The following is a 21,828-nucleotide window of genomic DNA, read 5'->3' as shown; positions in this document are numbered from 1 at the left end:
CCGCCATGCTCACTGTCGTTGCCTTCGTCGTCGCGCTCGGGCTGCTGATCGCCGTCCACGAATACGGCCACTACCGCGTGGCAGTGGCGTGCAACGTGCGGGTGCTGCGTTTCTCCATCGGCTTCGGCCCCACGCTGTTGCGCTGGAAGCCGCGGCGTCAGCATCCGGGGCAGGACACCGAGTTCGTCGTCGGCGCGTTGCCGCTCGGCGGCTACGTTCGCATGCTGGACGAGCGGGAGGCGCCGGTCGCCGCCGAGGAGCGCCACCGGGCCTTCAACACCCAGCCGCTCAAGTCCCGCGCTGCCATCGTCGCCGCGGGGCCCATCGCCAATCTGCTGCTGGCGGTGCTGCTGTACGCCGTGGTCGGCTGGATCGGCGTGCAGGAGCCGGCCGCCGTCATCGGCAAGCCGGCCGACACGTCCCTGGCCGCCGAGGCCGGGCTGCGCGGCGGCGAGCGGGTGCTGAGTGCCGGCGACAGCGCCGAATCGCTCTCGCCCGTGGCTTCCTTCGAGGACCTGCGCTGGCAGGCCACGCGTGCCGCGCTCGACGGCCGCGACCTGACGCTGGAGGTGGCCGTGCAGGGTGGCGGCGGCCGCGAGGTGCTGCTGCCGCTGAGCCGCCTGGGCACCCGGGACGCCGACCCGCAGATGTTCGCCAGAATCGGCCTGGCCGCGCCCTTCACCCGCCCGGTGCTCGGCGAGGTGATGCCCGACGGCGCCGCCCACCGCGCGGGCCTCGAGGCTGGCGACCTGGTGCTGTCCGTGGGCGGCAGGCCGGTGGCCGATGGCGCGCAGTTGCGCGAACTCATCCGCGCCTCGGTCGACGGGCGCGAGCCGCGCACGCAGGCCTGGCACATCGAACGCGGCGGCTCGGCCTTGACCCTGGATGTTCGGCCCGATGTGCGCGAGGACGGCGGGACGGCGGTGGGCCGCATCGGCGCCTACGTGGGCTCTGCCCCGGAGATGGTCACCGTGCGCCAGGGCCCGCTGGACGGCCTGGCCAAGGGGGTGCAGCGCACCTGGGAGGTCTCGGCGCTCACGCTCAAGATGATGGGCAAGATGCTCGTCGGCGAAGCCTCGATCAAGAACATCAGCGGTCCGCTCACCATTGCCGACTACGCGGGCAAATCCGCCAGCCTGGGCCTGACGCAGTACCTGGTGTTCCTCGCCCTCATCAGCGTGAGCCTGGGCGTGCTCAACCTGCTGCCGCTGCCCGTCCTCGATGGGGGGCACCTGATGTATTATCTTTGGGAGGGCCTCACCGGCAGGAGCGTGTCTGACGCCTGGATGGAACGCCTGCAGCGCGGGGGAGTCGCGCTGCTGCTGGTGATGATGTCGATCGCGCTCTTCAACGACGTGAATCGGCTCTTTGGCTAACCTTCCTACCGAGCCTTGGCGGCGCCGGGTTTTTTCTTCTCACATGAACCAACAGATCAGTCGCTTCCGCCTGCGCAGCGTGGCAGCCGTGCTCACCAGCGCGCTGGCCGCGACGGCCGCCTGGGCCATCGAGCCCTTCACCGTCCGTGACATCCGCATCGAAGGCCTGCAGCGCGTCGAGCCCGGCACGGTGTTCGCGTCGATCCCGCTGCGCGTGGGCGAGACCTACACCGACGACCGCGGCTCCGCCGCCATCCGTGCGCTGTTCGACCTGGGCCTGTTCAAGGACGTGCGCATCGACGTCAACGGCAACGTGGTCGTGGTGATCGTCGAGGAGCGTCCCACCATCGCCGACGTCGACTTCGCCGGCACCAAGGAATTCGACAAGGACGCGCTCAAGAAGGCGCTGCGCGAGGTCGGCCTGACCGACGGCCGTCCTTTCGACAAGGCGCTGGCCGACCGGGCCGAGCAGGAACTCAAGCGCCAGTACATCTCGCGTGGCCTGTACAACGCTGAGGTCGTCACCACCGTCACGCCCATCGAGCGCAACCGCGTCAACCTGACCTTCACGGTCACCGAAGGCGCGCCCGCGCGCATCCGCGACATCCGCATCGTGGGCAACAACGCCTTCAGCGAATCCACGCTGCTCGGCCTGTTCGACCAGGACACGGGCGGCTGGCTGTCCTGGTACACCAAGTCCAACCAGTACTCGCGCACCAAGCTCAATGCCGACCTCGAGACGCTCAAGCAGTACTACCTGACGCGCGGCTACATGGACTTCCGGATCGATTCCACGCAAGTGGCGATCTCGCCCAACCGGCAGGACCTCTCGATTACCGTCAACATCCAGGAAGGCCCCAAGTACGTCGTCTCCGGCGTCAAGCTCGAGGGCAACTACCTGGGCCGCGACGACGAGTTCAAGTCGCTCGTTTCCATCAAGCCCGGCGAGCCCTACAACGGCGACCAGGTGACCGAGACCACCAAGGCCTTCAACGATTACTTCGCCAGCTTCGGCTACGCCTTTGCGCGCGTGCAGGCCAAGCCGGAGGTAGACAGGGCCAACAACCGGGTCGAGCTCGTGCTGCAGGCCGACCCGTCGCGCCGTGTGTACGTGCGCCGCATCAACGTGGCCGGCAACAACAAGACGCGCGACGAGGTGATCCGCCGCGAGTTCCGCCAGTTCGAAGCCTCCTGGTACGACGGCGACCGCATCAAGCTGTCGCGCGAGCGGGTGGACCGTCTGGGCTACTTCACTGAAGTCAACGTCGACACGCAGGAAGTGCCGGGCTCGCCCGACCAGGTCGATCTGACCTACAGCGTGGTCGAGAAGCCCACCGGCTCGCTGCAGCTGGGCGCCGGTTTCTCGAGTGCCGACAAGATCTCGCTGAACTTCGGCATCACGCAGGAAAACGTCTTCGGCTCCGGCAACTATCTGGGCCTGAACGTCAACACCAGCAAGTACAACCGCACGATCTCGGTCACGACCACCGACCCGTACTTCACGCAGGACGGCATCTCGCGGTCGATCAGCCTGTTCCACCAGACCAGCCGGCCGTACTACAGCACCGATGGCGACTATTCGCTGGTGGCCGAAGGCGGCTCGATCCGCTTCGGCGTGCCTTTCAGCGAGGTGGACACGGTGTTCTTCGGTGCCGGCCTGGAGCGCTACCGCTTCAAGCCGGGCGAGGTGCCCGACTATTCGCTGTTGCAGCTGATCAACCCGACGCTGGCCAACTTCTATCGTGCGCAGTACGGCAAGTCGGTGCCGCAGGCCTACCTGGACTACTTCCGCTGCGGCTTCTCGAACACCGCCAGCGGCTACCCGGGTGCGCTCACCTGCAACCGCGACTCCGTGTGGGGCGTGCCGCTCACCGTGGGCTGGGCCCGCGACGACCGCGACAGCGCGCTGGTGCCGACCAAGGGCCGCGTGCAGCGCGCCAACCTCGAAGTCGGTGTGGGCGGCGATTTCAGCTACGGCAAGTCGAGCTACCAGTTCCAGCAGTACGTGCCGTTGTCCAAGCAGTACACCCTGGCCTTCAATGCCGAACTGGGCTACGCGAAGGCCTTCGGCGGCAAGGACTTCCCGATCTTCAAGAACTTCTACGCTGGCGGCCTGGGCTCGATCCGCGGCTTCGAGCAGAACTCGCTCGGCCCGCGCGATTCCGTCACCACCGCGGCGCTGGGCGGCACGCGCAAGGCCGTGTTCAACATCGAGCTGAGCACGCCGTTCCCCGGCGCCGGCAACGACCGCACGCTGCGCCTGTACACCTTCCTGGACGCCGGCAACGTGTTTGCCGACCGCCGCGCGGGCCAGACCGACGAGCAATGGAAGGCGCAACAGCGCATCCGTGCCTCCTTCGGCCTCGGCGTGAGCTGGATCTCGCCGCTGGGCCCGCTGCGCATCGCCTATGCGGTGCCGATCCGCCAGCAGAAGGAAGTGCCGGATCCCAACAACCCCTTCGTTCCGATCGTGCCTGCCGACCGCACGCAGCGCATCCAGTTCCAGATCGGGACGGCATTTTGAGTCAGTCAATGAAGAAGATGTATTCGTGGTCCGGGGCACTGCTGCTGGCCGCCGGCATGCTGGCAGCCGGCGCCGCACAGGCCCAGGAGACTTTCCGTTTCGGCGTCGTCAACCCCGACCGCGTGATGCGCGAGGCGCCTGCCGCCAAGGCCGCGCAGACGCGGCTGGAGCAGGAATTCCTCAAGCGCGAGAAGGACCTCAAGGACCAGGAAGCGGCGCTCAAGGCCGCCTCGGACAAGCTCGAGCGCGACGCGCCCACGCTGTCGGAGAGCCAGCGCACGCAGCGCCAGCGCCAACTGGTCGATCAGGACCGCGACTTCCAGCGCAAGCGCCGTGAGTTCCAGGAGGACCTGAACCTGCGCCGCAGCGAAGAACTGCAGAAGGTCTACGAAAGCGCGCAGCGCGCCATCAAGCAGGTGGCCGAGGCCGAGAAGTACGACGTGATCCTGCAGGATGCCGTCTACGTGAACCCCAAGCACGACATCACCGAGAAGGTGATCAAGGCCCTGAACGCCGGCGCCGGCAACGCCACCGGCGGCACGGCCGGCAAGTGACGACCGCGCCGTGAGCCTGTCACTGGGGGAGATCGCCGCCGCATTGGGTGGCGAACTGCTCGGCGACGCGGCGCTCGTGGTGGACCGGCTGGCGCCCCTGACGTCCGCCGGGCCGGAGGCGATCAGCTTCCTGAGCCATGCCCGCTACCGCAAGGAACTGGCCGCCACCCGGGCGGCCTGTGTCATTGTGGCGCCCGCCATGCGCGACGAAGCCGCCGCTCGCGGCGCCTGCCTCGTCGTCGACGATCCGTACTTGTATTTCGCGCGGCTGACGCAGCTGTGGAAGGCCCGCCATGCGCGGGCGGTGCCGCCGGGCATCCATCCCACGGCGGTGGTGGACGCAGAGGCGCGCATCGACCCGACGGCCACGATCGGGCCGCTGTGCGTGGTCGAGCGCGGCGCAGTCATCGGCGCCGGCACGGTGCTCAAGTCGCGCGTCACCGTCGGCGAGGACTGCACGATCGGGGCGCGCTGCCTGCTGCATCCCGGCGTGGTGATCGGGGCGGACGGCTTCGGCCTCGCACCGCACCAGGGCGCCTGGGTCAAGATCGAGCAACTCGGCGCCGTGCGCATCGGGGACGACGTCGAGATCGGCGCCAACACCTGCATCGACCGCGGCGCGCTCGAGGACACCGTCATCGAGGACGGCGTGAAGCTCGACAACCTGATCCAGATCGGCCACAACGTGCGTGTCGGCCGCAACACGGCCATGGCCGGTTGCGTGGGGGTGGCGGGCAGTGCGGACATCGGCGCGCAGTGCACCATCGGCGGGGGCGCCGTGGTGCTGGGCCACCTGAAGCTGGTGGACGGCGTGCATGTCTCGGCGGCCACGGTGGTGACCCGCTCGATTCTGAAGCCAGGGCAGTACACTGGCGTGTTTCCCTTTGATGACAACGCAGCATGGGAGCGCAATGCCGCCACGCTGCGGCATCTGCATCAGCTGCGCGAGCGCCTGCGGGCCCTCGAGAAGAACGCGGCCTCCGGCCAGACACCATGACGAACACGCTCGACATCCACCAGATCCTGAAGCTCCTGCCCCATCGCTACCCCTTCCTGCTGGTTGACCGGGTGCTGGACATGGAAAAGGGCAAGCGCATCACGGCGCTGAAGAACGTGACGATGAACGAGCCCTTCTTCAACGGCCATTTCCCGCACCGTCCGGTGATGCCGGGCGTGCTGATGCTCGAAGCCATGGCGCAGGCGGCGGCACTGCTGTCCTTCCGCTCGCTGGACATCGTGCCGGACGACAACACCGTGTACTACTTCGCCGCCATCGACGGCGCGCGCTTCAAGCGGCCGGTGGAGCCGGGCGACCAGCTGACGCTGGAGGTCGAGATCGACCGCATGAAGGCCGGCATCTCCAAATTCCGCGGCCGGGCCCGCGTGGGCGACGAGCTGGCCTGCGAGGCCGAGCTGATGTGTGCCATGCGCCGCATCGACGCCTGAGGCATGACACGGATCCATTCGACAGCGCTGGTCGACCCGGCCGCCGAGCTGGACGAGTCGGTCAGCGTCGGGCCCTACACAGTCATCGGGCCCAAGGTGCGCGTGGGTGCCGGCACGCGCATCGGTCCGCATTGCGTGATCGAGGGCCGCACGACCATCGGCCGCGACAACCAGATCTTTCAGTTCGCGTCGCTCGGCGCCATGCCGCAGGACAAGAAATACGCGGGCGAGGACACCGCGCTGGAGATTGGCGATCGCAACACGATCCGCGAGTTCTGCACCTTCAATCTCGGCACCGTCCAGGACGCCGGCGTGACCCGCGTGGGCCACGACAACTGGATCATGGCGTACGTGCACGTGGCGCACGACTGCCGGTTAGGCGACAACATCACCATGGCCAATGGCGTCACGCTGGCCGGCCATGTGCAGGTGGGTGACTGGGTGACGGTGGGCGGCCTCACGGGCGTGCTCCAGCGCATGCGCCTGGGCGACCACGCGATGATCGGTTTTGCCAGCCACGTGGGCAAGGACATCCCGCCCTTCATGGTGGTGGATGGCAATCCGCTCACGGTGCGCGGCGTCAATCTCGTGGGGCTGCGCCGCCGCGATTTTTCGGCCGAGCGGATCGCAGGCATTCGCGAGATGCACAAGCTCATCTACCGCCAGGGCCTCACGCTCGATCAGTCGCGCGAGGCCGTACGCGTCTTGGCCGACACGCGCCCGGATTGCGCCGCGGACGCTGCCCTCATGGACCAGTTCCTCGGCAGCGCCCAGGCCGGTGTGGCCCGCTGAGCGCATGCAGCTTCCCACTCAACGCCAGTTCGCGATGGTCGCGGGCGAGGCCTCCGGCGACCTGCTCGCCAGCCTGCTGATCGACGGCCTGCGGCCGCGCTTTCCCGATGCCGCGCTGGTCGGCATCGGCGGCCCGCAGATGATCGCGCGCGGCTTCCAGAGCTGGTGGCCGCAGGAGAGGCTGGCGGTGCGCGGCTACATCGAGGTGCTGCGCCACTATGCCGAGATCGCGGGCATCCGCCGCCAGCTGCGCGCGCGGCTGCTGCAGGAGTGGCCGCAGCTGTTCATCGGCATCGACGCGCCCGATTTCAACCTTGACCTCGAGGCCGCCTTGCGTGGCCGCGGCATCCGCACCGTGCATTTCGTCTGCCCCTCCATCTGGGCCTGGCGGGCGGACCGCATCGAGAAGATCCGCGCGGCGGCCGACCATGTGCTGTGCATCTTTCCCTTCGAGCCGGCATTGCTGGCGGAGCAGGGCGTGTCGGCCAGCTATGTGGGCCATCCGCTCGCCAACGTGATTCCGATGCAGGCCGACCAGGCCGCGGCGCGCCGCGCGCTGGGCCTGGACGAAGGGCGCCCCGTGGTCGCATTGCTGCCCGGCAGCCGGCGCTCCGAGCTGCGTTACCTGGCCGCGCGCTTTTTCGGCGCAGCGGCGCAGATGCGCAAGGCCCGGCCCACGCTGCAGTTCGTGGCGCCCATCATCCCCAGCCTGAGCGCCGACGCCGAGGCGCTGCTGGCCGCCAGCGGCATGGCAGATGCCATCCGGCTGGTGGACGGCCGGTCCCACGAGGTGCTGGCCGCCTGCGACGTGACGCTGATCGCCAGCGGCACGGCCACACTGGAGGCGGCGCTGTTCAAGCGGCCGATGGTAATCGCCTACAACATGAACCGCGTGTCCTGGCACCTGATGCACCGCCAGCAGTTGCAGCCCTGGGTCGGCCTGCCCAACATCCTGTGCAACGACTTCGTGGTGCCCGAACTGCTGCAGGACGCCGCGACGCCGCAGGCGCTGGCCGAGGCCACCCTGGCCTGGCTGGACGCGCCCGAACGCGTGGCGGCCCTGCAGGACCGGTTCGCGCGCCTGCATGCCGAGCTGCAACGCGACACCTCCACCCTGTGTGCCAATGCGATCGAGAAAGTCCTCCAAGCCTGAACAGGTGCCCCTGGCCTGGGATGCGCCGGGCCTGCTCGCCGGCGTGGACGAGGCCGGCCGCGGGCCCCTGGCCGGCCCCGTGGTGGCCGCGGCAGTGATCCTGGACGAGCTTCGCCCCATCAAGGGCCTGGCCGATTCCAAGGTGCTCACGCCGCTCAAGCGCGAGAAGCTGCGCGACGAGATCCTTGCCAAGGCCCTGTGCTGCTCCATCGCGGTCGCCACCGTCGACGAGATCGACACCCACAACATCCTGCAGGCCACCATGCTGGCCATGCGCCGCGCGGTGCAGGGCCTGCGGCTGCGCCCGGCGAAGGTGCTGGTGGACGGCAACCGGCTGCCGCCGCTGGACGTGCTGGCCGAGGCCATCGTCAAGGGCGACGCACGGGTGAAGGCCATTTCGGCGGCGTCGATCCTGGCCAAGGTGCACCGCGACCGGCTGTGCCTGGACCTTCACGACGAATTTCCGCAGTACGGCTTCGCCACCCACAAGGGCTACGGCACGCCGGAGCACCTGGCGGCGCTGCGCGCCCATGGCGCCTGCGTGCACCATCGCCGCAGTTTCTCACCCGTGGCGCAGGCGCTGGCGCTGGCGGGGGTGCCCCCGGTGGTGGTGCACGTCAAAAGCCGGGTCGGCCCGCAGATGGCGACCAGCGGGGCGGCACTGCCATGAGCCGCATCGAACCCGTGCGCGTCTCCTCGCGCGACAACCCGCTGCTCAAGGATCTGCGGCGCCTGGCGCGCGACGGCGCGGCCTACCGGCGCATGGGCCGCCTGTGGCTGGAGGGCGACCACCTGTGCGTGGCGGCACTCGATCGCGGCATGCAGCCGGCGGCCGCGGTGTTTGCCGAATCCTTCTGGCCGACGGCGCCCCAGCGGCTCGCCGAGGCCTGCCCGCGCGTCTACCTGGTACCGGATGCGCTGATGGCGGAAGCCAGCGGCCTGGAGTCGCCGGCGCCGATGGGCTTCGTGCTGCCGCTGCCACCGGTGTCCGAGGCCGCGCCGGGCCAGCCGAGCGTCGTGCTCGACCGCCTGCAGGACCCGGGCAACGTGGGCTCCATTTTGCGCAGCGCCTCGGCCTTCGGCTTCCGGCAGGTCGTGGCGCTGAAAGGCACGGTGGCGCTGTGGTCGCCCAAGGTGCTGCGTGCCGGCATGGGCGCGCATTTCGCGCTGTCGCTGGTGGAGGGCGCGTCGTCGGCCGACGTGGCGTCTCTCGGCCTGCCGCTGCTGGCCACGAGCTCGCACCAGGGCACTTGGCTGCACCGCGCGGCATTGCCCTGGCCTTGCGGCTGGATGATGGGCCACGAAGGGCAGGGCCTGGACGCCGGTCTGGACGCCCTGGCCGCCATGCACATCCGCATCGCCCAGCCGGGCGGCGAAGAGTCGCTCAACGTCGCTGCCGCTGCTGCCGTCTGCTTGCATGCCAGCGCGGCGACGCAGCTTGCCGGCCAGCGCTGAATCGCACCCCGCGCTCCCGTATCTTTTGCGTCAGCAGCGTGCGTTTTTCACGCTTGTTAATCATTCCGCTGTGCTTTTTCCTGCGTTTGCGGCAGAATTGTTAACTTTCGTGTCAAACGCTTCCAATTGCCTCCCCATCCGGAGGGGGCAGATGAGTCCGGCGCTTCCACATGCAGCAGAACAGCGGGAACGGTGCGGCGCTTCGCGTGCTGAATCACCTGGTCAATGCAGCCGTCGCAGCCATACTTCTGGTGGCTGCGCTGTTGGCTGCGCTGTTTTTCGCCTGGTCGCTGCAGCGGCTGCATGCGCTGCATGAGGTCGAGGAGCAGCTTGCGGTCTACCAGCTGGCCCTGAGTGCGGTGGAGCAGGTGTCGGCGGAACGCGGGCCGATGAATGGCGCACTCGGCCGCCCCAGCCAGTCGGCCCCTGCGCTGGATGCCGCACGACGCCGGACCGACGTGGCTTTCGAGGCCTTGCGACACGGGGCGCTGGCCTGCGCCGCCTGCCGGCTAGAACCCTACGCCTTTGCCGCGGTGGAGAGCGATCTGCAGCAGGCGCGACTGCTGGTGCAGACGCTGCTGGGGCAGCCGCTGGCGCAGCGCGACCCCGCGCAGATGGCGCTGGCCGTGGCGCGCATGTTCGGCGTGGTGGAGCAGGAGTTCCGTCTCGTCGACCAGCTGGGGCAGGACATCCAGCGGCTGTCACCCGAGATCGCGGTTCCCGTCAACAATGCCCGGCTGGCAGCCAAGCTGCGGGAGAACGCCGGCCGCCTGGGCTCGCTGCTGACGGTCGGCCTGGCCACCGACCGGGATCTCACCAACCTCGAGCGCCAGCGGGTGTCGGAGACGCTCGGCCGCATCCGCCAGCTCAGCGAGTTGCTCCAGGCCGCCATCGTGCCGGGTGTGGACAGCGAGGAGGCCAAGGCCTTCAACAGAGTGGCCGAAAGCTATTTCGGCCAGAGCATGGCCTTTTTCGATGCCACGCTGGAGCGCATGGCGCGCGGCGACGGCCCCACGCCCGCGGCATTCGCCGAGGCGTACGTGCCGCCCATGGCCGCCATCGTGGCGCTGCGCGACGCCGAACTCCGCGTCGCGCAGCTGCGGCTGGATCGGCTCAAGGACAAGGCCTGGTGGGCGCTGGCAGGCATCCTGGCGGTGAGCCTGGTGGTCGTCACGCTGCTGTCGGTGGGGGTCGTGATGCTCAAGCGTCGGCTGCTGTCGCCCTTGCTGGACACCGTGCACCGCCTGATCGGGCTGACGCAGGAAGACACCACCTTCACGCCCACTGCGCCTGCCAGGCGGCGCGGGGGCTATGGGCGGGAACTGCGCATGATCTTCGCGGCGCTGCGCCATCTGGAGGAGCTGCTGCACCGCTCCATCCACGTGCGCCGCGAGCGCGATGCACTCATCGCCCGGCTGCATGTGCTGGCCGGCACCGACCACCTCACCGGCCTGCCCAACCGGCGTACCTTCGAGCAGCGGCTGCTGCAGGCGGGGGCGGAGAGCGGCGGCAGCATGCTGGCGTTGGTGATGTTCGACGTCGACCATTTCAAGCAGATCAACGACCAGCACGGCCACGAGGTGGGCGACCAGTTGCTGCGGCAGATGGCCGACCGGCTGCGCTCGACGCTGCACCGCCCCGAGCAGGCAGCACGCATCGGCGGGGAGGAGTTCGTCGTCTTCCAGGCGGTGGCGCGGCCGGCCGAGGCCATGGCCATGGCCGAGAACCTGCGCCTGGCGCTCAGCCGGCCCTTCTCGATTCCCGACCACGGCACCATCGCCGTGACGGCCAGCTTCGGCGTGGCGCTCACCCGCCAGAGCGGCAAGCTGCAGGCGCAGGACCTGCTGCGGCGGGCCGACCAGGCGCTCTACCGTGCGAAGCGGGCAGGGCGCAATCGGTGCGAACTCGCGGATTTCGACGTGTCGGCCTACGCCAGCCGGCTCGAGGATGAGGCGGCGAGGCTACAATAGGCGGCTTTTCGCAACAGCGTCGCCCGATTCTTTTCTTCGCCAGAAAATTCCCTAGCACCGTTCGCAGCCTGCGCGGCCACGAACCTTGGGCGACCGTCTTATCCGGAGAACCCAGTGCTTTTGTCCCTCCAAGGGTCTTTTTCGCCCGCCATCCTGGCGCTCGCTGACGGCACGGTCTTTCTCGGCAAGTCGATCGGTGCCCCCGGCACCACAGTCGGCGAGGTGGTGTTCAACACCGCCATCACCGGCTATCAGGAAATCCTCACCGACCCCAGCTACCTGCAGCAGATCGTCACGCTGACGTATCCGCACATCGGTAACTACGGCGTCAATGAGGAAGACATCGAAGCCGACAAGATCCAGGCCGCCGGGCTCATCATCAAGGACCTGCCGCTGCTGGCGTCCAACTTCCGCAAGACCCGCAGCCTGAGCGAGTACCTCGCCGCCAATGGCACCGTCGCCATCGCCGGCATCGACACCCGCCGCCTCACCCGCCACCTGCGCACCCACGGTGCCCAGAACGGCACCATCGTCGGCCTGGCCGCCGGCGAGACGCCCACGCAGGAACGCATCGACGCCGCCATCGCCGCCGCCAAGGCGGCGCCCTCGATGGCCGGACTGGACCTGGCCAAGGTGGTTTCCACTCGCCAGACCTACGAATGGACGCAGACCGAGTGGAAGCTGGGTGCAGGCTACGGCGTGCAGATCACGCCGCGCTTCCATGTCGTCGCCTTCGACTTCGGCGTCAAGAAGAACATCCTGCGCATGCTGGCCCAGCGTGGCGCGCGCATCACGGTGGTGCCGGCGCAGACGCCGGCGGCCGACGTGCTCAAGCTCAAGCCGGACGGCGTGTTCCTGGCCAATGGCCCCGGTGATCCGGAGCCCTGCGACTACGCCATCGCGGCCAGCCGCGAGCTGATCGAGACGGGCATTCCGACCTTCGGCATCTGCCTGGGCCACCAGATCATGGCCCTGGCCTCGGGCGCCAAGACCTTCAAGATGAAGTTCGGCCACCACGGCGGCAACCATCCGGTCAAGGATCTGGACAGCGGCCGCGTGTCCATCACCAGCCAGAACCACGGCTTCGCGGTGGACGAGAAGACGCTGCCGGCCAACCTGCGCGCCACGCACGTCAGCCTGTTCGACGGCACGCTGCAGGGCTTGGCCCGCACCGACAAGCCGGCCTTCTGCTTCCAGGGCCACCCCGAGGCCTCGCCCGGCCCGCACGACATCGGCTACCTCTTCGACCGCTTCACGGCACTCATCGAAAAACACAAGGCGGAGGCCGCGAATGCCTAAGCGCACAGACATCAAGAGCATCCTCATCATCGGCGCCGGCCCGATCGTCATCGGCCAGGCCTGCGAGTTCGACTACTCCGGCGTGCAGGCCTGCAAGGCCCTGCGCGAAGAGGGCTACAAGGTCATTCTGATCAACAGCAACCCGGCGACGATCATGACCGATCCGGCCACGGCCGACGTCACCTACATCGAGCCGATCACCTGGCCCACGGTCGAGAAGATCATGGCCAAGGAGCGCCCGGACGCCATCCTGCCCACCATGGGCGGGCAGACAGCGCTGAACTGTGCGCTGGACTTGTGGCGCAACGGCGTACTCGACAAGTACAAGGTCGAGCTGATCGGCGCCACGCCCGAGGCCATCGACAAGGCCGAGGACCGCCTGAAGTTCAAGGACGCGATGACCAAGATCGGCCTGGGCTCGGCCCGCTCCGGCATCGCGCATTCCATGGACGAGGCTTGGGCGGTGCAGAAGAGCGTCGGCTTCCCGACCGTGATCCGCCCCAGCTTCACGCTGGGCGGCACCGGCGGCGGCATCGCCTACAACCCGGAAGAGTTCGAGACCATCTGCAAGCGCGGCCTGGAAGCCTCGCCCACCAACGAGCTGCTGATCGAGGAATCGCTGCTCGGCTGGAAGGAGTACGAAATGGAAGTGGTCCGCGACAAGGCGGACAACTGCATCATCGTGTGCTCGATCGAGAACCTGGACCCGATGGGCGTGCACACCGGCGACTCGATCACCGTCGCACCCGCGCAGACTCTGACCGACAAGGAATACCAGATCATGCGCAACGCCAGCCTGGCGGTGCTGCGCGAGATCGGCGTGGACACGGGCGGCTCCAACGTGCAGTTCTCGGTCAATCCGAAGGACGGCCGCATGATCGTCATCGAGATGAACCCGCGCGTGTCGCGCTCGTCGGCGCTGGCCTCCAAGGCCACCGGCTTCCCGATCGCCAAGGTCGCGGCCAAGCTGGCCGTGGGCTACACGCTGGATGAGCTGCGCAACGAGATCACCGGTGGCGCCACGCCGGCGTCCTTCGAGCCCTCGATCGACTACGTGGTCACCAAGATCCCGCGCTTCGCCTTCGAGAAGTTCCCGCAGGCCGATTCGCGCCTGACCACGCAGATGAAGTCCGTGGGCGAGGTGATGGCCATGGGCCGCACTTTCCAGGAGTCTTTCCAGAAGGCGCTGCGCGGCCTGGAGGTCGGCGTCGACGGCATGAACGAGAAGACCCAGGACCGCGAAGTGCTCGAGAAGGAGCTGGGCGAGCCCGGCCCCGAGCGCATCTGGTACGTGGGCGATGCCTTCGCCCAGGGCCTGAGCGTGGACGAGGTGTTCGACCTGACCAAGATCGACCGCTGGTTCCTGGTGCAGATCGAGGAGATCGTGAAGATCGAGCTCGAGCTGGAGACCAAGACCCTGGACGACATCGATGCCGACACGCTGCGCGTGCTCAAGCAGAAGGGCTTCTCCGACCGCCGCCTGGCGCGCCAGCTTAAAACCACCGACAAGGCCATCCGCGACAAGCGCCGCGCCCTGGGCATTCGGCCGGTCTACAAGCGTGTGGACACCTGTGCGGCCGAGTTCGCCACCGACACGGCCTACATGTACTCCACCTACGACGAGGAGTGCGAGGCCGAGCCGACGGACAAGAAGAAGATCATGGTGCTGGGCGGCGGTCCCAACCGCATCGGCCAGGGCATCGAGTTCGACTACTGCTGCGTGCATGCGGCGCTGGCGATGCGCGAGGACGGGTACGAGACCATCATGGTCAATTGCAACCCGGAGACCGTGTCGACCGACTACGACACCTCCGACCGCCTGTACTTCGAGCCGCTGACGCTGGAAGACGTGCTGGAGATCGTCGACAAGGAAAAGCCCACCGGCGTGATCGTGCAGTACGGCGGCCAGACGCCGCTGAAGCTCGCGCTCGACCTGGAGGCCAACGGCGTGCCGATCATCGGCACCACGCCGGACATGATCGACGCCGCGGAAGACCGCGAGCGCTTCCAGCAGCTGCTGCACGAACTGGGCCTGCGCCAGCCGCCCAACGCCACCGCGCGCACGGAGGCCGAAGCGCTGGAGAAGGCCGCTGCGCTGGGCTATCCGCTGGTGGTGCGCCCCAGCTACGTGCTGGGCGGCCGCGCCATGGAGATCGTGCACGAGCAACGCGACCTGGAGCGCTACATGCGCGAGGCCGTCAAGGTGAGCAACGATTCGCCCGTGCTGCTGGACCGCTTTCTGAACGACGCCGTCGAATGCGACGTGGACTGCATTCGCGATGCCGAGGGCGCCACGCTCATCGGCGGCGTGATGGAGCACATCGAGCAGGCCGGCGTGCACTCGGGCGATTCCGCCTGCTCGCTGCCGCCCTACAGCCTCAAGGCCGAGACCATCGCCGAACTCAAGCGCCAGAGCGCCGCCATGGCCAAGGCACTGAACGTGGTCGGCCTGATGAACGTGCAGTTCGCCATTCAGGAAAAGGATGGCCAGGACGTCATCTACGTGCTGGAAGTGAACCCGCGCGCCTCGCGCACGGTGCCCTACGTGAGCAAGGCCACCGGCATCCAGCTGGCCAAGGTGGCCGCGCGCTGCATGGCCGGCCAGTCGTTGGCCAGCCAGGGCATGACGAAGGAAGTCACGCCGCCGTACTTCAGCGTCAAGGAAGCGGTGTTCCCCTTCGTCAAGTTCCCGGGCGTCGATCCGATCCTCGGGCCGGAGATGAAGTCCACCGGCGAGGTGATGGGCGTGGGCAAGACCTTCGGCGAGGCCTTCGTCAAGAGCCAGCTGGGCGCCGGCACCATCCTGCCGAAGTCGGGCAAGGTCTTCATCTCGGTGAAGAACAACGACAAGGCCCGCGCGGTGGAATGCGCCCGGGGCCTGGCCAAGCTGGGCTTCGAACTGATCGCGACCAAGGGCACGGCGGCCGCCATCCAGGCTGCGGGCCTGGCCTGCGCGGTGGTCAACAAGGTGACCGAGGGCCGTCCGCACATCGTGGACATGATCAAGAACAACGAGATCGCCCTGGTCATCAACACGGTGGAAGAACGCCGCAACGCAATCGCCGATTCGCGCCTGATCCGCACCTCGGCGCTGCTGGCCCGCGTGACGACCATCACCACCATCTTCGGCGCCGAGGCGGCCGTCGAGGGCATGCAGCACCTGCAGGACCTGGGCGTGATCTCGGTGCAGGAAATGCACGCGGAACTGGCAGGCGCCTGACGGCAGCGGTGGGCCGGCCCTGGGGCTGGCCCGCTTGCGAAGCGGCAAGGCGGTTCGCCAGAATGCGCCCATGCCCGCCGCCCAGCCCGCCATCGCCGCGCCCCGACGCCTCTGGAGCACCGAGGCCGTGGGCAGCGGTGAGCGGCTGGACTACTGGGTCGGCGCCATCTGCGAGGCTTTCCTGGAGATGGACTGCAGCTCGCGCGAGGCCGAAGTCTTCGACGGGCGGCTGGCCAGCCGCGATGTCGAGGACATCGCGGTCAACCAGGTCATCGCCTCCACGCAGGATGTCTATCGAACGCCGGCCGGCATTGCCCGCAGCCGGCGTTCTCATTTCTACCTGATCGGCCAGGCCGACCGGGCCTGGCACGTGCGCCAGGGCGGCCAGGTGGCGCACCTGCGGCCGGGCGACGTGGTCCTGGTGGATGCGGCCGAACCCTACGAACTGCACTTTCCGCACGGTGTGCATTGCATGTCGCTGCAGCTGCCGCGCGCCTGGGTGATGCAATGGCTGCGCACACCCGAGTCGGTGGGGCCGCGCATGGCGTGGCGTGACCAGGGCTGGGGGCAGAGCCTGTCGGCGCTGGCCGCGCAGCTGGCGCGCGATCCGGACAGCGCGGCGGCCATGCCGGCCGAGACGTTCACGCAGCACCTGGGCGCTCTGCTGGCCGCGGCCCTGGAGCCACCACCCGCTGCCGATGGCCGCGACCGGCGGTTGCATCAACGTCTGCTGGCGCTGATGTCCGAGCAGCTGGACCAGCACGGCCTGCGCGCCGAGGCGCTGGCGCAGGAGGTGGGCGTGTCGCTGCGCACGCTGCATCGCACCTTTGCGGCGGCGGATGCGACCTTCGCCGGCACGCTGCGGCGCCTTCGCATCGCGCGCGCCGAATCGCTGCTTGCCCAGCCGCGGCTGGCGCACCTGAGCGTGGCCGAGATCGGCCGGCGCTGCGGCTTTGCCGATGCCTCGCATTTCGTGCGCGAGTACCAGCGCCAGCGCGGCATCACGCCCGGTGCGCGACGGCGCCAGGCCTGAGGGCGGCGCACCGCCTCACATCGATTCTGTCGAGCGCGTGGCACGCACGCGCCATGGGCGTGGCACGCCTGCGCCATTCCGACCTTCCTTCGTGGCCTAAGGTACGACCCGTGCCGCAGCGCAGACCCCGCGCCCCGGCCGCCCCAACGATGGAGGATTCGACATGGCAGACACCTACGTTCTCGTTCACGGCGCCTGGCACACCGGCGCCGAAATGGAAGCCACGGCGCAGCACCTGCGCCAGCGCGGCCACACCGTCCACTGTCCGACGCTGGCCGGCAACCGACCCGACGACAAGCGCGACGCCATCGGCCTGGCCGAGGCGGTCGACTCGCTGGCCGCCTTCTTGGAGCAGCACGACCTGCAGCAGGTCCGGCTGGTCGGCCACAGCTATGGCGGCATGGTCATCAGCCACATGCCGCGCCGGCTGCCGGGGCGCGTCCGCCGCCTCGTCTACTGGAATGCCTTCGTTCCGCTGGACGGCGAGTGCCTGAACGACCTGGTGCCGCCGCACTACCGCGCGCTCTTCGATGGCGTGGCGGCGGCCAATGGCCAGGCGGTGATGCTGCCATACCCGATCTGGCGCGAGTCGTTCATGAACGATGCCGACGAAGCCCTGGCACGCAGTACCTACGCGATGCTCAATCCGCATCCCTACCGCACTTTCACCGAGGCGGCCGTGCTGCCGCAGCCGCTGGCCGCGCTGGAGATCGGCAAGAGCTACCTCAACGCGCGGCAGGACACGGCGCTGCCGCACAGCCTGCCGTGGCATCCGCGCCTGTCGGAGCGGCTGGGCCTGTTCCGGCTGGTGGAGTGCGAGGGCGGCCACGAGCTGTGCTTCTCCAACCCCGAGCTGCTGGCCCGCAAGCTCGAGGAGGCGGGCCGGGACTGAGGTCCTCGCGCCGCGTCCGGCGAGCACGGCTGCCTGCATCGCGCGTGCGGGTTTGGCCTGCCGCGCAACAGCCGGCATAATCGCTTCACCGACACCGCCCGGCTCCGGCCCGGCGGTGTCGTTCTTTTTTGCCGCCGGCCCACCTTGCTGCGCCCCGGCGCGGCAATGCCGCAGCCCGCCCGCAAGCGGCTGTAAGGGCTTTTTTGACAGACCAGAACGACGACGGACATGGCCACCATTCCCATCACCAAGCGCGGCGCCGAGAAGCTGCGCGAAGAACTGCACCGCCTGAAGACGGTGGAGCGCCCCTCCGTGATCAATGCCATCGCCGAGGCCCGTGCCCAGGGCGACCTGAGCGAGAACGCCGACTACGACGCCGCCAAGGACCGCCAGGGCTTCATCGAAGGCCGCATCCAGGAAATCGAAGGCAAGCTGTCGGCCGCCCAGGTCATCGATCCGTCGGAGATCGACGGCGGCGGCAAGGTGGTCTTCGGCGCCACCGTCGAGCTGGAGGAAGAGTCCAGCGGCGACACCGTCCGCTACCAGATCGTCGGCGAGGACGAGGCCGACCTGAAGCAGGGCCTCATCAACATCTCCAGCCCCATCGCCCGCGCGCTGATCGGCAAGGAAGAGGGCGACGTGGCCGAGGTGCAGGCGCCCGGCGGCGTCAAGCGCTACGAGATCGTGGGCGTCAGCTACGCCTGACCGGCGGCATGCGAGTCCGCCAGCGCATCGCGCTCATGGCCGCTGCCCTGTGGTGGGGCAGCCTGACGGCCATCGGCTTCGTGGCCGTGCCGCAGCTGTTCGTCCACCTGCAGCCGGCGGCGCTGGCGGGCACGACGGCGGCGCACCTGTTCTCGGCACAGACCTGGGTGACCATCGGCTGCGCGCTGGTGCTGCTCATGGCGATGGGCCGCCATGGCGACGACGAGCCCGCCGCCCGGCCGGGCATGGTGATGCTGGTGCTCGGCGGCCTGCTCATGGCCCTGCTGGTCGAATATGCCGTGGCGCCACGCATCGTCGCGCGCGAGAATTTGCGGCTGTGGCACGGCGTGGGCACCGCCATGTATGCGCTGCAGTGGCTGTGCGCGGGCCTGAACCTGTGGCGACGGGCCTGAGCGGCTGAACTCCAGCCCCGCGCCCCACCGCTTGGCGTCGCCTGCACGCCGCGTCCGAAGGTGGCACCATCGTCGGCAACAACAACACCGAGAAGCGACCATGGCCTCCCAGATCATCCGCATTCCCGCTGCCGGCGTGGCCGAGCTGCACGAAGACCCGGCATGGACCGCCGGCCTCGAAGCGGGCAAGGTGCTGTATTTTCCCAACCTGGGCTTCGCCCTGAGCGATGCCGAACAGGCCCTGCTGCACCCCGAGATGCGCGACCCCAAGTCCCGCAACATCAGCCTGGATGCGCAGGGCCGGCTCAAGGGCCTGGCCGGCGACGCCGCCACGCAGGCGACGGTCACCGCCTGGATTCAGCGCTTCCGCACCCAGTCCCAGGCGCTGATCGCACGGCTGCTGCCCGGCTACGAGGGCAAGCTGCGGATGGCGCCGACCAGCCTGCGGCCGTCGGAAGTGGAAAGCCGGGTGCAGTCCTGGCGCGCCGACGACCGGCGGCTGCACGTCGATGCCTTCCCGTCTCGGCCCAACCGGGGCGAGCGCATCCTGCGTGTCTTCACCAACATCCATCCGGCCGGCGGCGACCGTGTGTGGCGCGTGGGCGAGCCCTTCGAAACGGTGGCGCGAACCTTCCTGCCGAAGGCCAAGCCCTATTCGCTGTGGCAGGCCAAGGCGCTGGCGGCGCTGCACGTCACCAAGTCGCTGCGCAGCGAATACGACCACCTGATGCTGCAGCTGCACGACGGCATGAAGCGCGACCTGGACTACCAGCGCAACGCGCCGCAGCAGACCGTGAATTTCCCGGCGGGCTCGACCTGGGTGTGCTTCTCCGACCAGACCTCGCATGCCGCCATGTCGGGCCAGTACATGATGGAGCAGACGCTCTTCCTGCAGACCGGCGGCGAGTACGACCCCGCCGCCAGCCCGCTGGGCATCCTCACGCGCCTCAAGGGCCGGCCGCTGGTGGGTGCCGAAGCGGCAGCCTGAGCCGCTCCGGATACGGCCCGCCGGCAGCGCGGGACGCTATTCGCGCCAGTGCTCGGCGACCCAGGCCGCCGGCTCGATGTGCCGGAAGCGCCGGTTGCGCCGGCCTTCGAGTGCATCCGGCGGGTTGCATTCGCCGTGGAAGATCACCACGCGCGCCCCTTCGGGCACCACCGGCGGCTTCCACAGGTTGAGTGGCCATGGCGGGATGCTGTGGTACTTGAAGCTCGGGCACCATGGCGCCGGCCAGTAGCCGAGCTTGCCCTGGCGGTGCAGGAAGGCCGACAGGTAGGCCTGCTCGTTGCGGTACTGGCGCGGCACCTCGTCCATGTGGCTGCGGAAATGCGCCAGCACGTCCGCATGCGCGCCCAACTCGAAACGGTAGACCGAGGAATTGCCCGTCACCCGCTGGCCGAAGCGCCAGAAGCGCGGGTAGTCGTGGATGATGAGGAACTCGCCCGGCTGCTCGAAGAAGGCATCCAGGCCGCCCACGATCACGACGTCCAGGTCCAGGAAGAGGGCGGTGCCGCGCAGGCCGTACAGGTCCTGCTCGAAGGTGGTGAGCTTGCGCCAGGCCCGGTCCGGCTGGCCGGGCTTGAGTTCCAGCGACAGCGGCGGAATGGGCAGGCACTGCACCTCGGGGCGGATGCCGGTGTCGTCGTCCGTCAGGCAGACGAAGTTGAAGTCGCCGGTGAGGTGCCGGCGCACCATGGCATAGAGGCGGTTGACGTAGTGGGGCCCGTACTTGGTGCCCCACTTCATGCACAGGATGTGCCGCTGCCGGCCCGCCGCGTCGGTGCCGGTGGGGCGCTTGGCCACAGGGGCGCTCACGCCTCAGTCCTGCCGCTTCTTGATCGATTTCTGCTTGGGCTTGGCGCGCTTGACGATGCCGCCGGGCGTGAGCCGCTGGTTGCCCAGCACGCGCAGCATCTTCACCTCGGGACGCTGGCCGCCACGCTTGCTGTACTTGAGGATCTTGACGTCGCGCGGACCGGCCATGCGGTCTTCGTCCTCCTCGCGGACCTTGGCGGGCTTGGGCCGCCACAGCACCAGCAGCTTGCCGATGTGCTGGATCGGCGCGGCGTCCAGCGCATCGGCCAGTTCGGAGAGCATGGCGTCGCGGGCGAGGCGGTCGTCGGAGAAGACGCGGATCTTGATCAGGCCGTGCGCCTTGAGGGCCGCATCGGCTTCCCTCTTGACGGCGTCGGTGAGCCCGTCGCTGCCGATCATCACGATCGGGTCCAGGTGGTGGGCGTCCGCACGGTGGGCTTTGCGCTGTGCGGGAGTCAATTGAATGGCGGGCATCCCCGTATTATCGAGCCCACATGAAAGTTCGCACCCAGAGCAAGAAGGTCAACAAGGCCTGGCTCAACGATCACGTCAACGATCCCTACGTCAAGCTGGCCACGAAGGAGGGCTACCGCGCCCGCGCGGCCTACAAGCTCAAGGAGATCGACGAGGTCTTCGGCCTGGTGCGGCCGGGCCAGGTGGTGGTGGACCTGGGCTCCACCCCCGGTGCCTGGAGCCAGTACCTGCGCCGGCGCATGGCGCCGGCCGGCGCAGCGCAAGGCGCGCTCGACGGCACGCTGATCGCCCTCGACATCCTCGAGATGGAGCCGATCGAGGGGGTCACCTTCCTGCAGGGGGACTTCCGCGAGCCCGAGGTGCTGGCGCGCCTCGAAGAGGCCGTAGGGGGCCGGCCGGTGGACGTTGTGGTGTCGGACATGGCGCCCAACCTGTCGGGCATCGATTCGGCCGACGCGGCGCGCATCGAGAACCTCGTGGAACTGGCGGTGGATTTCGCGCTCCACCACCTGAGGCCTGAGGGCGCGCTGGTGACCAAGGTGTTCCACGGCGCGGCCTACGACCCGCTGCTGCGGCTCTTCAAGGCCCATTTCAGGGTCGTCAAGCCGCACAAGCCCAAGTCCTCTCGGGACCGGTCGTCGGAAACCTTCCTCGTCGGCATCGGCCTCAAGGGCTGAGCGGCCTCGAAAAGCGGCGAAATTCGCGT

The 21,828-nt window shown here is 68.5% G+C and carries 20 protein-coding genes; 18 read left to right on the top strand and 2 right to left on the bottom strand.

All coding sequences use genetic code 11. From position 1 onward, the window contains the following. The first annotated feature begins 5 nt into the window (after positions 1 to 5). The 17 genes from rseP (at position 6) to kdoO (ending at position 19,820) form a co-directional block, all read left to right on the top strand. A complete protein-coding gene (gene rseP / locus NS331_RS08265; protein ID WP_058641516.1) occupies positions 6 to 1,376 on the top strand; it encodes an RIP metalloprotease RseP in 1,371 nt (456 codons plus the stop codon). 43 nt (positions 1,377 to 1,419) lie between these two features. Further along, positions 1,420 to 3,900, top strand: coding sequence for an outer membrane protein assembly factor BamA (bamA, locus tag NS331_RS08260; RefSeq protein ID WP_058641515.1), 2,481 nt, complete (start codon positions 1,420 to 1,422; stop codon positions 3,898 to 3,900). Positions 3,901 to 3,908: 8 nt separating this feature from the next. Continuing rightward, entirely contained in the window at positions 3,909 to 4,454 is a 546-nt protein-coding gene (locus NS331_RS08255) for an OmpH/Skp family outer membrane protein (RefSeq protein WP_058641514.1), read from the top strand. 10 nt (positions 4,455 to 4,464) lie between these two features. Next, positions 4,465 to 5,451 carry a UDP-3-O-(3-hydroxymyristoyl)glucosamine N-acyltransferase gene (gene lpxD, locus NS331_RS08250; RefSeq protein ID WP_058641513.1) on the top strand — a complete coding sequence of 329 codons (987 nt, stop codon included), beginning with the start codon at positions 4,465 to 4,467 and terminating at the stop codon, positions 5,449 to 5,451. After that, positions 5,448 to 5,900 carry a 3-hydroxyacyl-ACP dehydratase FabZ gene (fabZ, locus tag NS331_RS08245; RefSeq protein ID WP_058641512.1) on the top strand — a complete coding sequence of 151 codons (453 nt, stop codon included), beginning with the start codon at positions 5,448 to 5,450 and terminating at the stop codon, positions 5,898 to 5,900. Before lpxD ends, fabZ begins: the two co-directional genes overlap by 4 nt. A 3-nt stretch (positions 5,901 to 5,903) precedes the next feature. After that, positions 5,904 to 6,692 carry an acyl-ACP--UDP-N-acetylglucosamine O-acyltransferase gene (gene lpxA / locus NS331_RS08240; RefSeq protein WP_058641511.1) on the top strand — a complete coding sequence of 263 codons (789 nt, stop codon included), beginning with the start codon at positions 5,904 to 5,906 and terminating at the stop codon, positions 6,690 to 6,692. 4 nt (positions 6,693 to 6,696) lie between these two features. Continuing rightward, positions 6,697 to 7,845, top strand: coding sequence for a lipid-A-disaccharide synthase (gene lpxB, locus NS331_RS08235; protein ID WP_193758063.1), 1,149 nt, complete (start codon positions 6,697 to 6,699; stop codon positions 7,843 to 7,845). Next, positions 7,817 to 8,515: a ribonuclease HII gene (gene rnhB / locus NS331_RS08230; protein WP_058641509.1), complete on the top strand. Its 699-nt coding sequence runs from the start codon at positions 7,817 to 7,819 to the stop codon at positions 8,513 to 8,515. Before lpxB ends, rnhB begins: the two co-directional genes overlap by 29 nt. Next, positions 8,512 to 9,300 carry a TrmH family RNA methyltransferase gene (locus NS331_RS08225; RefSeq protein WP_058641508.1) on the top strand — a complete coding sequence of 263 codons (789 nt, stop codon included), beginning with the start codon at positions 8,512 to 8,514 and terminating at the stop codon, positions 9,298 to 9,300. Before rnhB ends, NS331_RS08225 begins: the two co-directional genes overlap by 4 nt. 263 nt (positions 9,301 to 9,563) lie before the next feature. Next, positions 9,564 to 11,270 (top strand): GGDEF domain-containing protein, encoded by a 1,707-nt coding sequence (locus tag NS331_RS08220; RefSeq protein WP_153012782.1) that lies wholly within the window; start codon positions 9,564 to 9,566, stop codon positions 11,268 to 11,270. Between the two features lie 114 nt (positions 11,271 to 11,384). Continuing rightward, entirely contained in the window at positions 11,385 to 12,569 is a 1,185-nt protein-coding gene (gene carA / locus NS331_RS08215) for a glutamine-hydrolyzing carbamoyl-phosphate synthase small subunit (protein ID WP_058641506.1), read from the top strand. Next, positions 12,562 to 15,789, top strand: coding sequence for a carbamoyl-phosphate synthase large subunit (gene carB / locus NS331_RS08210; RefSeq protein ID WP_058641505.1), 3,228 nt, complete (start codon positions 12,562 to 12,564; stop codon positions 15,787 to 15,789). Before carA ends, carB begins: the two co-directional genes overlap by 8 nt. A gap of 70 nt (positions 15,790 to 15,859) precedes the next feature. Then, a complete protein-coding gene (locus NS331_RS08205; RefSeq protein ID WP_058641504.1) occupies positions 15,860 to 16,822 on the top strand; it encodes an AraC-like ligand-binding domain-containing protein in 963 nt (320 codons plus the stop codon). A gap of 163 nt (positions 16,823 to 16,985) precedes the next feature. After that, positions 16,986 to 17,714 carry an alpha/beta fold hydrolase gene (locus NS331_RS08200; protein ID WP_058641503.1) on the top strand — a complete coding sequence of 243 codons (729 nt, stop codon included), beginning with the start codon at positions 16,986 to 16,988 and terminating at the stop codon, positions 17,712 to 17,714. A gap of 228 nt (positions 17,715 to 17,942) precedes the next feature. Next, entirely contained in the window at positions 17,943 to 18,419 is a 477-nt protein-coding gene (gene greA / locus NS331_RS08195; RefSeq protein ID WP_058641502.1) for a transcription elongation factor GreA, read from the top strand. 8 nt (positions 18,420 to 18,427) lie between these two features. Further along, complete coding sequence (locus tag NS331_RS08190; RefSeq protein ID WP_058641501.1) at positions 18,428 to 18,832, top strand: DUF4149 domain-containing protein; 405 nt, start codon at positions 18,428 to 18,430, stop codon at positions 18,830 to 18,832. A 100-nt stretch (positions 18,833 to 18,932) separates the two neighbouring features. After that, the gene (kdoO, locus tag NS331_RS08185; RefSeq protein WP_058641500.1) at positions 18,933 to 19,820 is read left to right on the top strand and encodes a Kdo hydroxylase KdoO; all 888 of its coding nucleotides are present in this window, start codon (positions 18,933 to 18,935) and stop codon (positions 19,818 to 19,820) included. Positions 19,821 to 19,856: 36 nt separating this feature from the next. On the opposite strand, the gene NS331_RS08180 is transcribed toward kdoO, so the two are convergent. Together NS331_RS08180 and NS331_RS08175 are read right to left on the bottom strand one after the other, a co-directional pair. Beyond that, positions 19,857 to 20,579, bottom strand: a complete 723-nt coding sequence (locus NS331_RS08180; RefSeq protein WP_058641578.1) for a hypothetical protein — start codon at positions 20,577 to 20,579, stop codon at positions 19,857 to 19,859. 72 nt (positions 20,580 to 20,651) lie between these two features. Then, entirely contained in the window at positions 20,652 to 21,122 is a 471-nt protein-coding gene (locus NS331_RS08175) for a YhbY family RNA-binding protein (protein WP_058641499.1), read from the bottom strand. A 20-nt stretch (positions 21,123 to 21,142) separates the two neighbouring features. Between NS331_RS08175 and NS331_RS08170 the strand changes: the two genes are divergently transcribed. Further along, positions 21,143 to 21,799 (top strand): RlmE family RNA methyltransferase, encoded by a 657-nt coding sequence (locus NS331_RS08170; RefSeq protein WP_058641498.1) that lies wholly within the window; start codon positions 21,143 to 21,145, stop codon positions 21,797 to 21,799. Positions 21,800 to 21,828: the final 29 nt, after the last annotated feature.

Source organism: Pseudacidovorax intermedius (assembly GCF_001476815.1).
GTDB classification, from domain to species: Bacteria; Pseudomonadota; Gammaproteobacteria; order Burkholderiales; family Burkholderiaceae_C; genus Xenophilus; species Xenophilus intermedius_A.
Note: the sequence above shows the minus strand (reverse complement) of the source record. Positions and strands in the feature narration are given on the sequence as shown.

Excerpts from the sequence above, each read along its gene's own strand:
- rseP (WP_058641516.1), top strand. The coding sequence starts at position 6 with ATGCTCACTGTCGTTGCCTTCGTCGTCGCGCTCGGGCTGCTGATCGCC.
- bamA (WP_058641515.1), top strand. The coding sequence starts at position 1,420 with ATGAACCAACAGATCAGTCGCTTCCGCCTGCGCAGCGTGGCAGCCGTG.
- NS331_RS08255 (WP_058641514.1), top strand. The coding sequence starts at position 3,909 with ATGAAGAAGATGTATTCGTGGTCCGGGGCACTGCTGCTGGCCGCCGGC.
- fabZ (WP_058641512.1), top strand. The coding sequence starts at position 5,448 with ATGACGAACACGCTCGACATCCACCAGATCCTGAAGCTCCTGCCCCAT.
- lpxA (WP_058641511.1), top strand. The coding sequence starts at position 5,904 with ATGACACGGATCCATTCGACAGCGCTGGTCGACCCGGCCGCCGAGCTG.
- lpxB (WP_193758063.1), top strand. The coding sequence starts at position 6,697 with ATGCAGCTTCCCACTCAACGCCAGTTCGCGATGGTCGCGGGCGAGGCC.
- rnhB (WP_058641509.1), top strand. The coding sequence starts at position 7,817 with ATGCGATCGAGAAAGTCCTCCAAGCCTGAACAGGTGCCCCTGGCCTGG.
- NS331_RS08225 (WP_058641508.1), top strand. The coding sequence starts at position 8,512 with ATGAGCCGCATCGAACCCGTGCGCGTCTCCTCGCGCGACAACCCGCTG.
- carB (WP_058641505.1), top strand. The coding sequence starts at position 12,562 with ATGCCTAAGCGCACAGACATCAAGAGCATCCTCATCATCGGCGCCGGC.
- NS331_RS08205 (WP_058641504.1), top strand. The coding sequence starts at position 15,860 with ATGCCCGCCGCCCAGCCCGCCATCGCCGCGCCCCGACGCCTCTGGAGC.
- NS331_RS08200 (WP_058641503.1), top strand. The coding sequence starts at position 16,986 with ATGGCAGACACCTACGTTCTCGTTCACGGCGCCTGGCACACCGGCGCC.
- greA (WP_058641502.1), top strand. The coding sequence starts at position 17,943 with ATGGCCACCATTCCCATCACCAAGCGCGGCGCCGAGAAGCTGCGCGAA.
- NS331_RS08190 (WP_058641501.1), top strand. The coding sequence starts at position 18,428 with ATGCGAGTCCGCCAGCGCATCGCGCTCATGGCCGCTGCCCTGTGGTGG.
- kdoO (WP_058641500.1), top strand. The coding sequence starts at position 18,933 with ATGGCCTCCCAGATCATCCGCATTCCCGCTGCCGGCGTGGCCGAGCTG.
- NS331_RS08180 (WP_058641578.1), bottom strand. The coding sequence starts at position 20,579 with ATGAAGTGGGGCACCAAGTACGGGCCCCACTACGTCAACCGCCTCTAT.
- NS331_RS08175 (WP_058641499.1), bottom strand. The coding sequence starts at position 21,122 with ATGCCCGCCATTCAATTGACTCCCGCACAGCGCAAAGCCCACCGTGCG.
- NS331_RS08170 (WP_058641498.1), top strand. The coding sequence starts at position 21,143 with ATGAAAGTTCGCACCCAGAGCAAGAAGGTCAACAAGGCCTGGCTCAAC.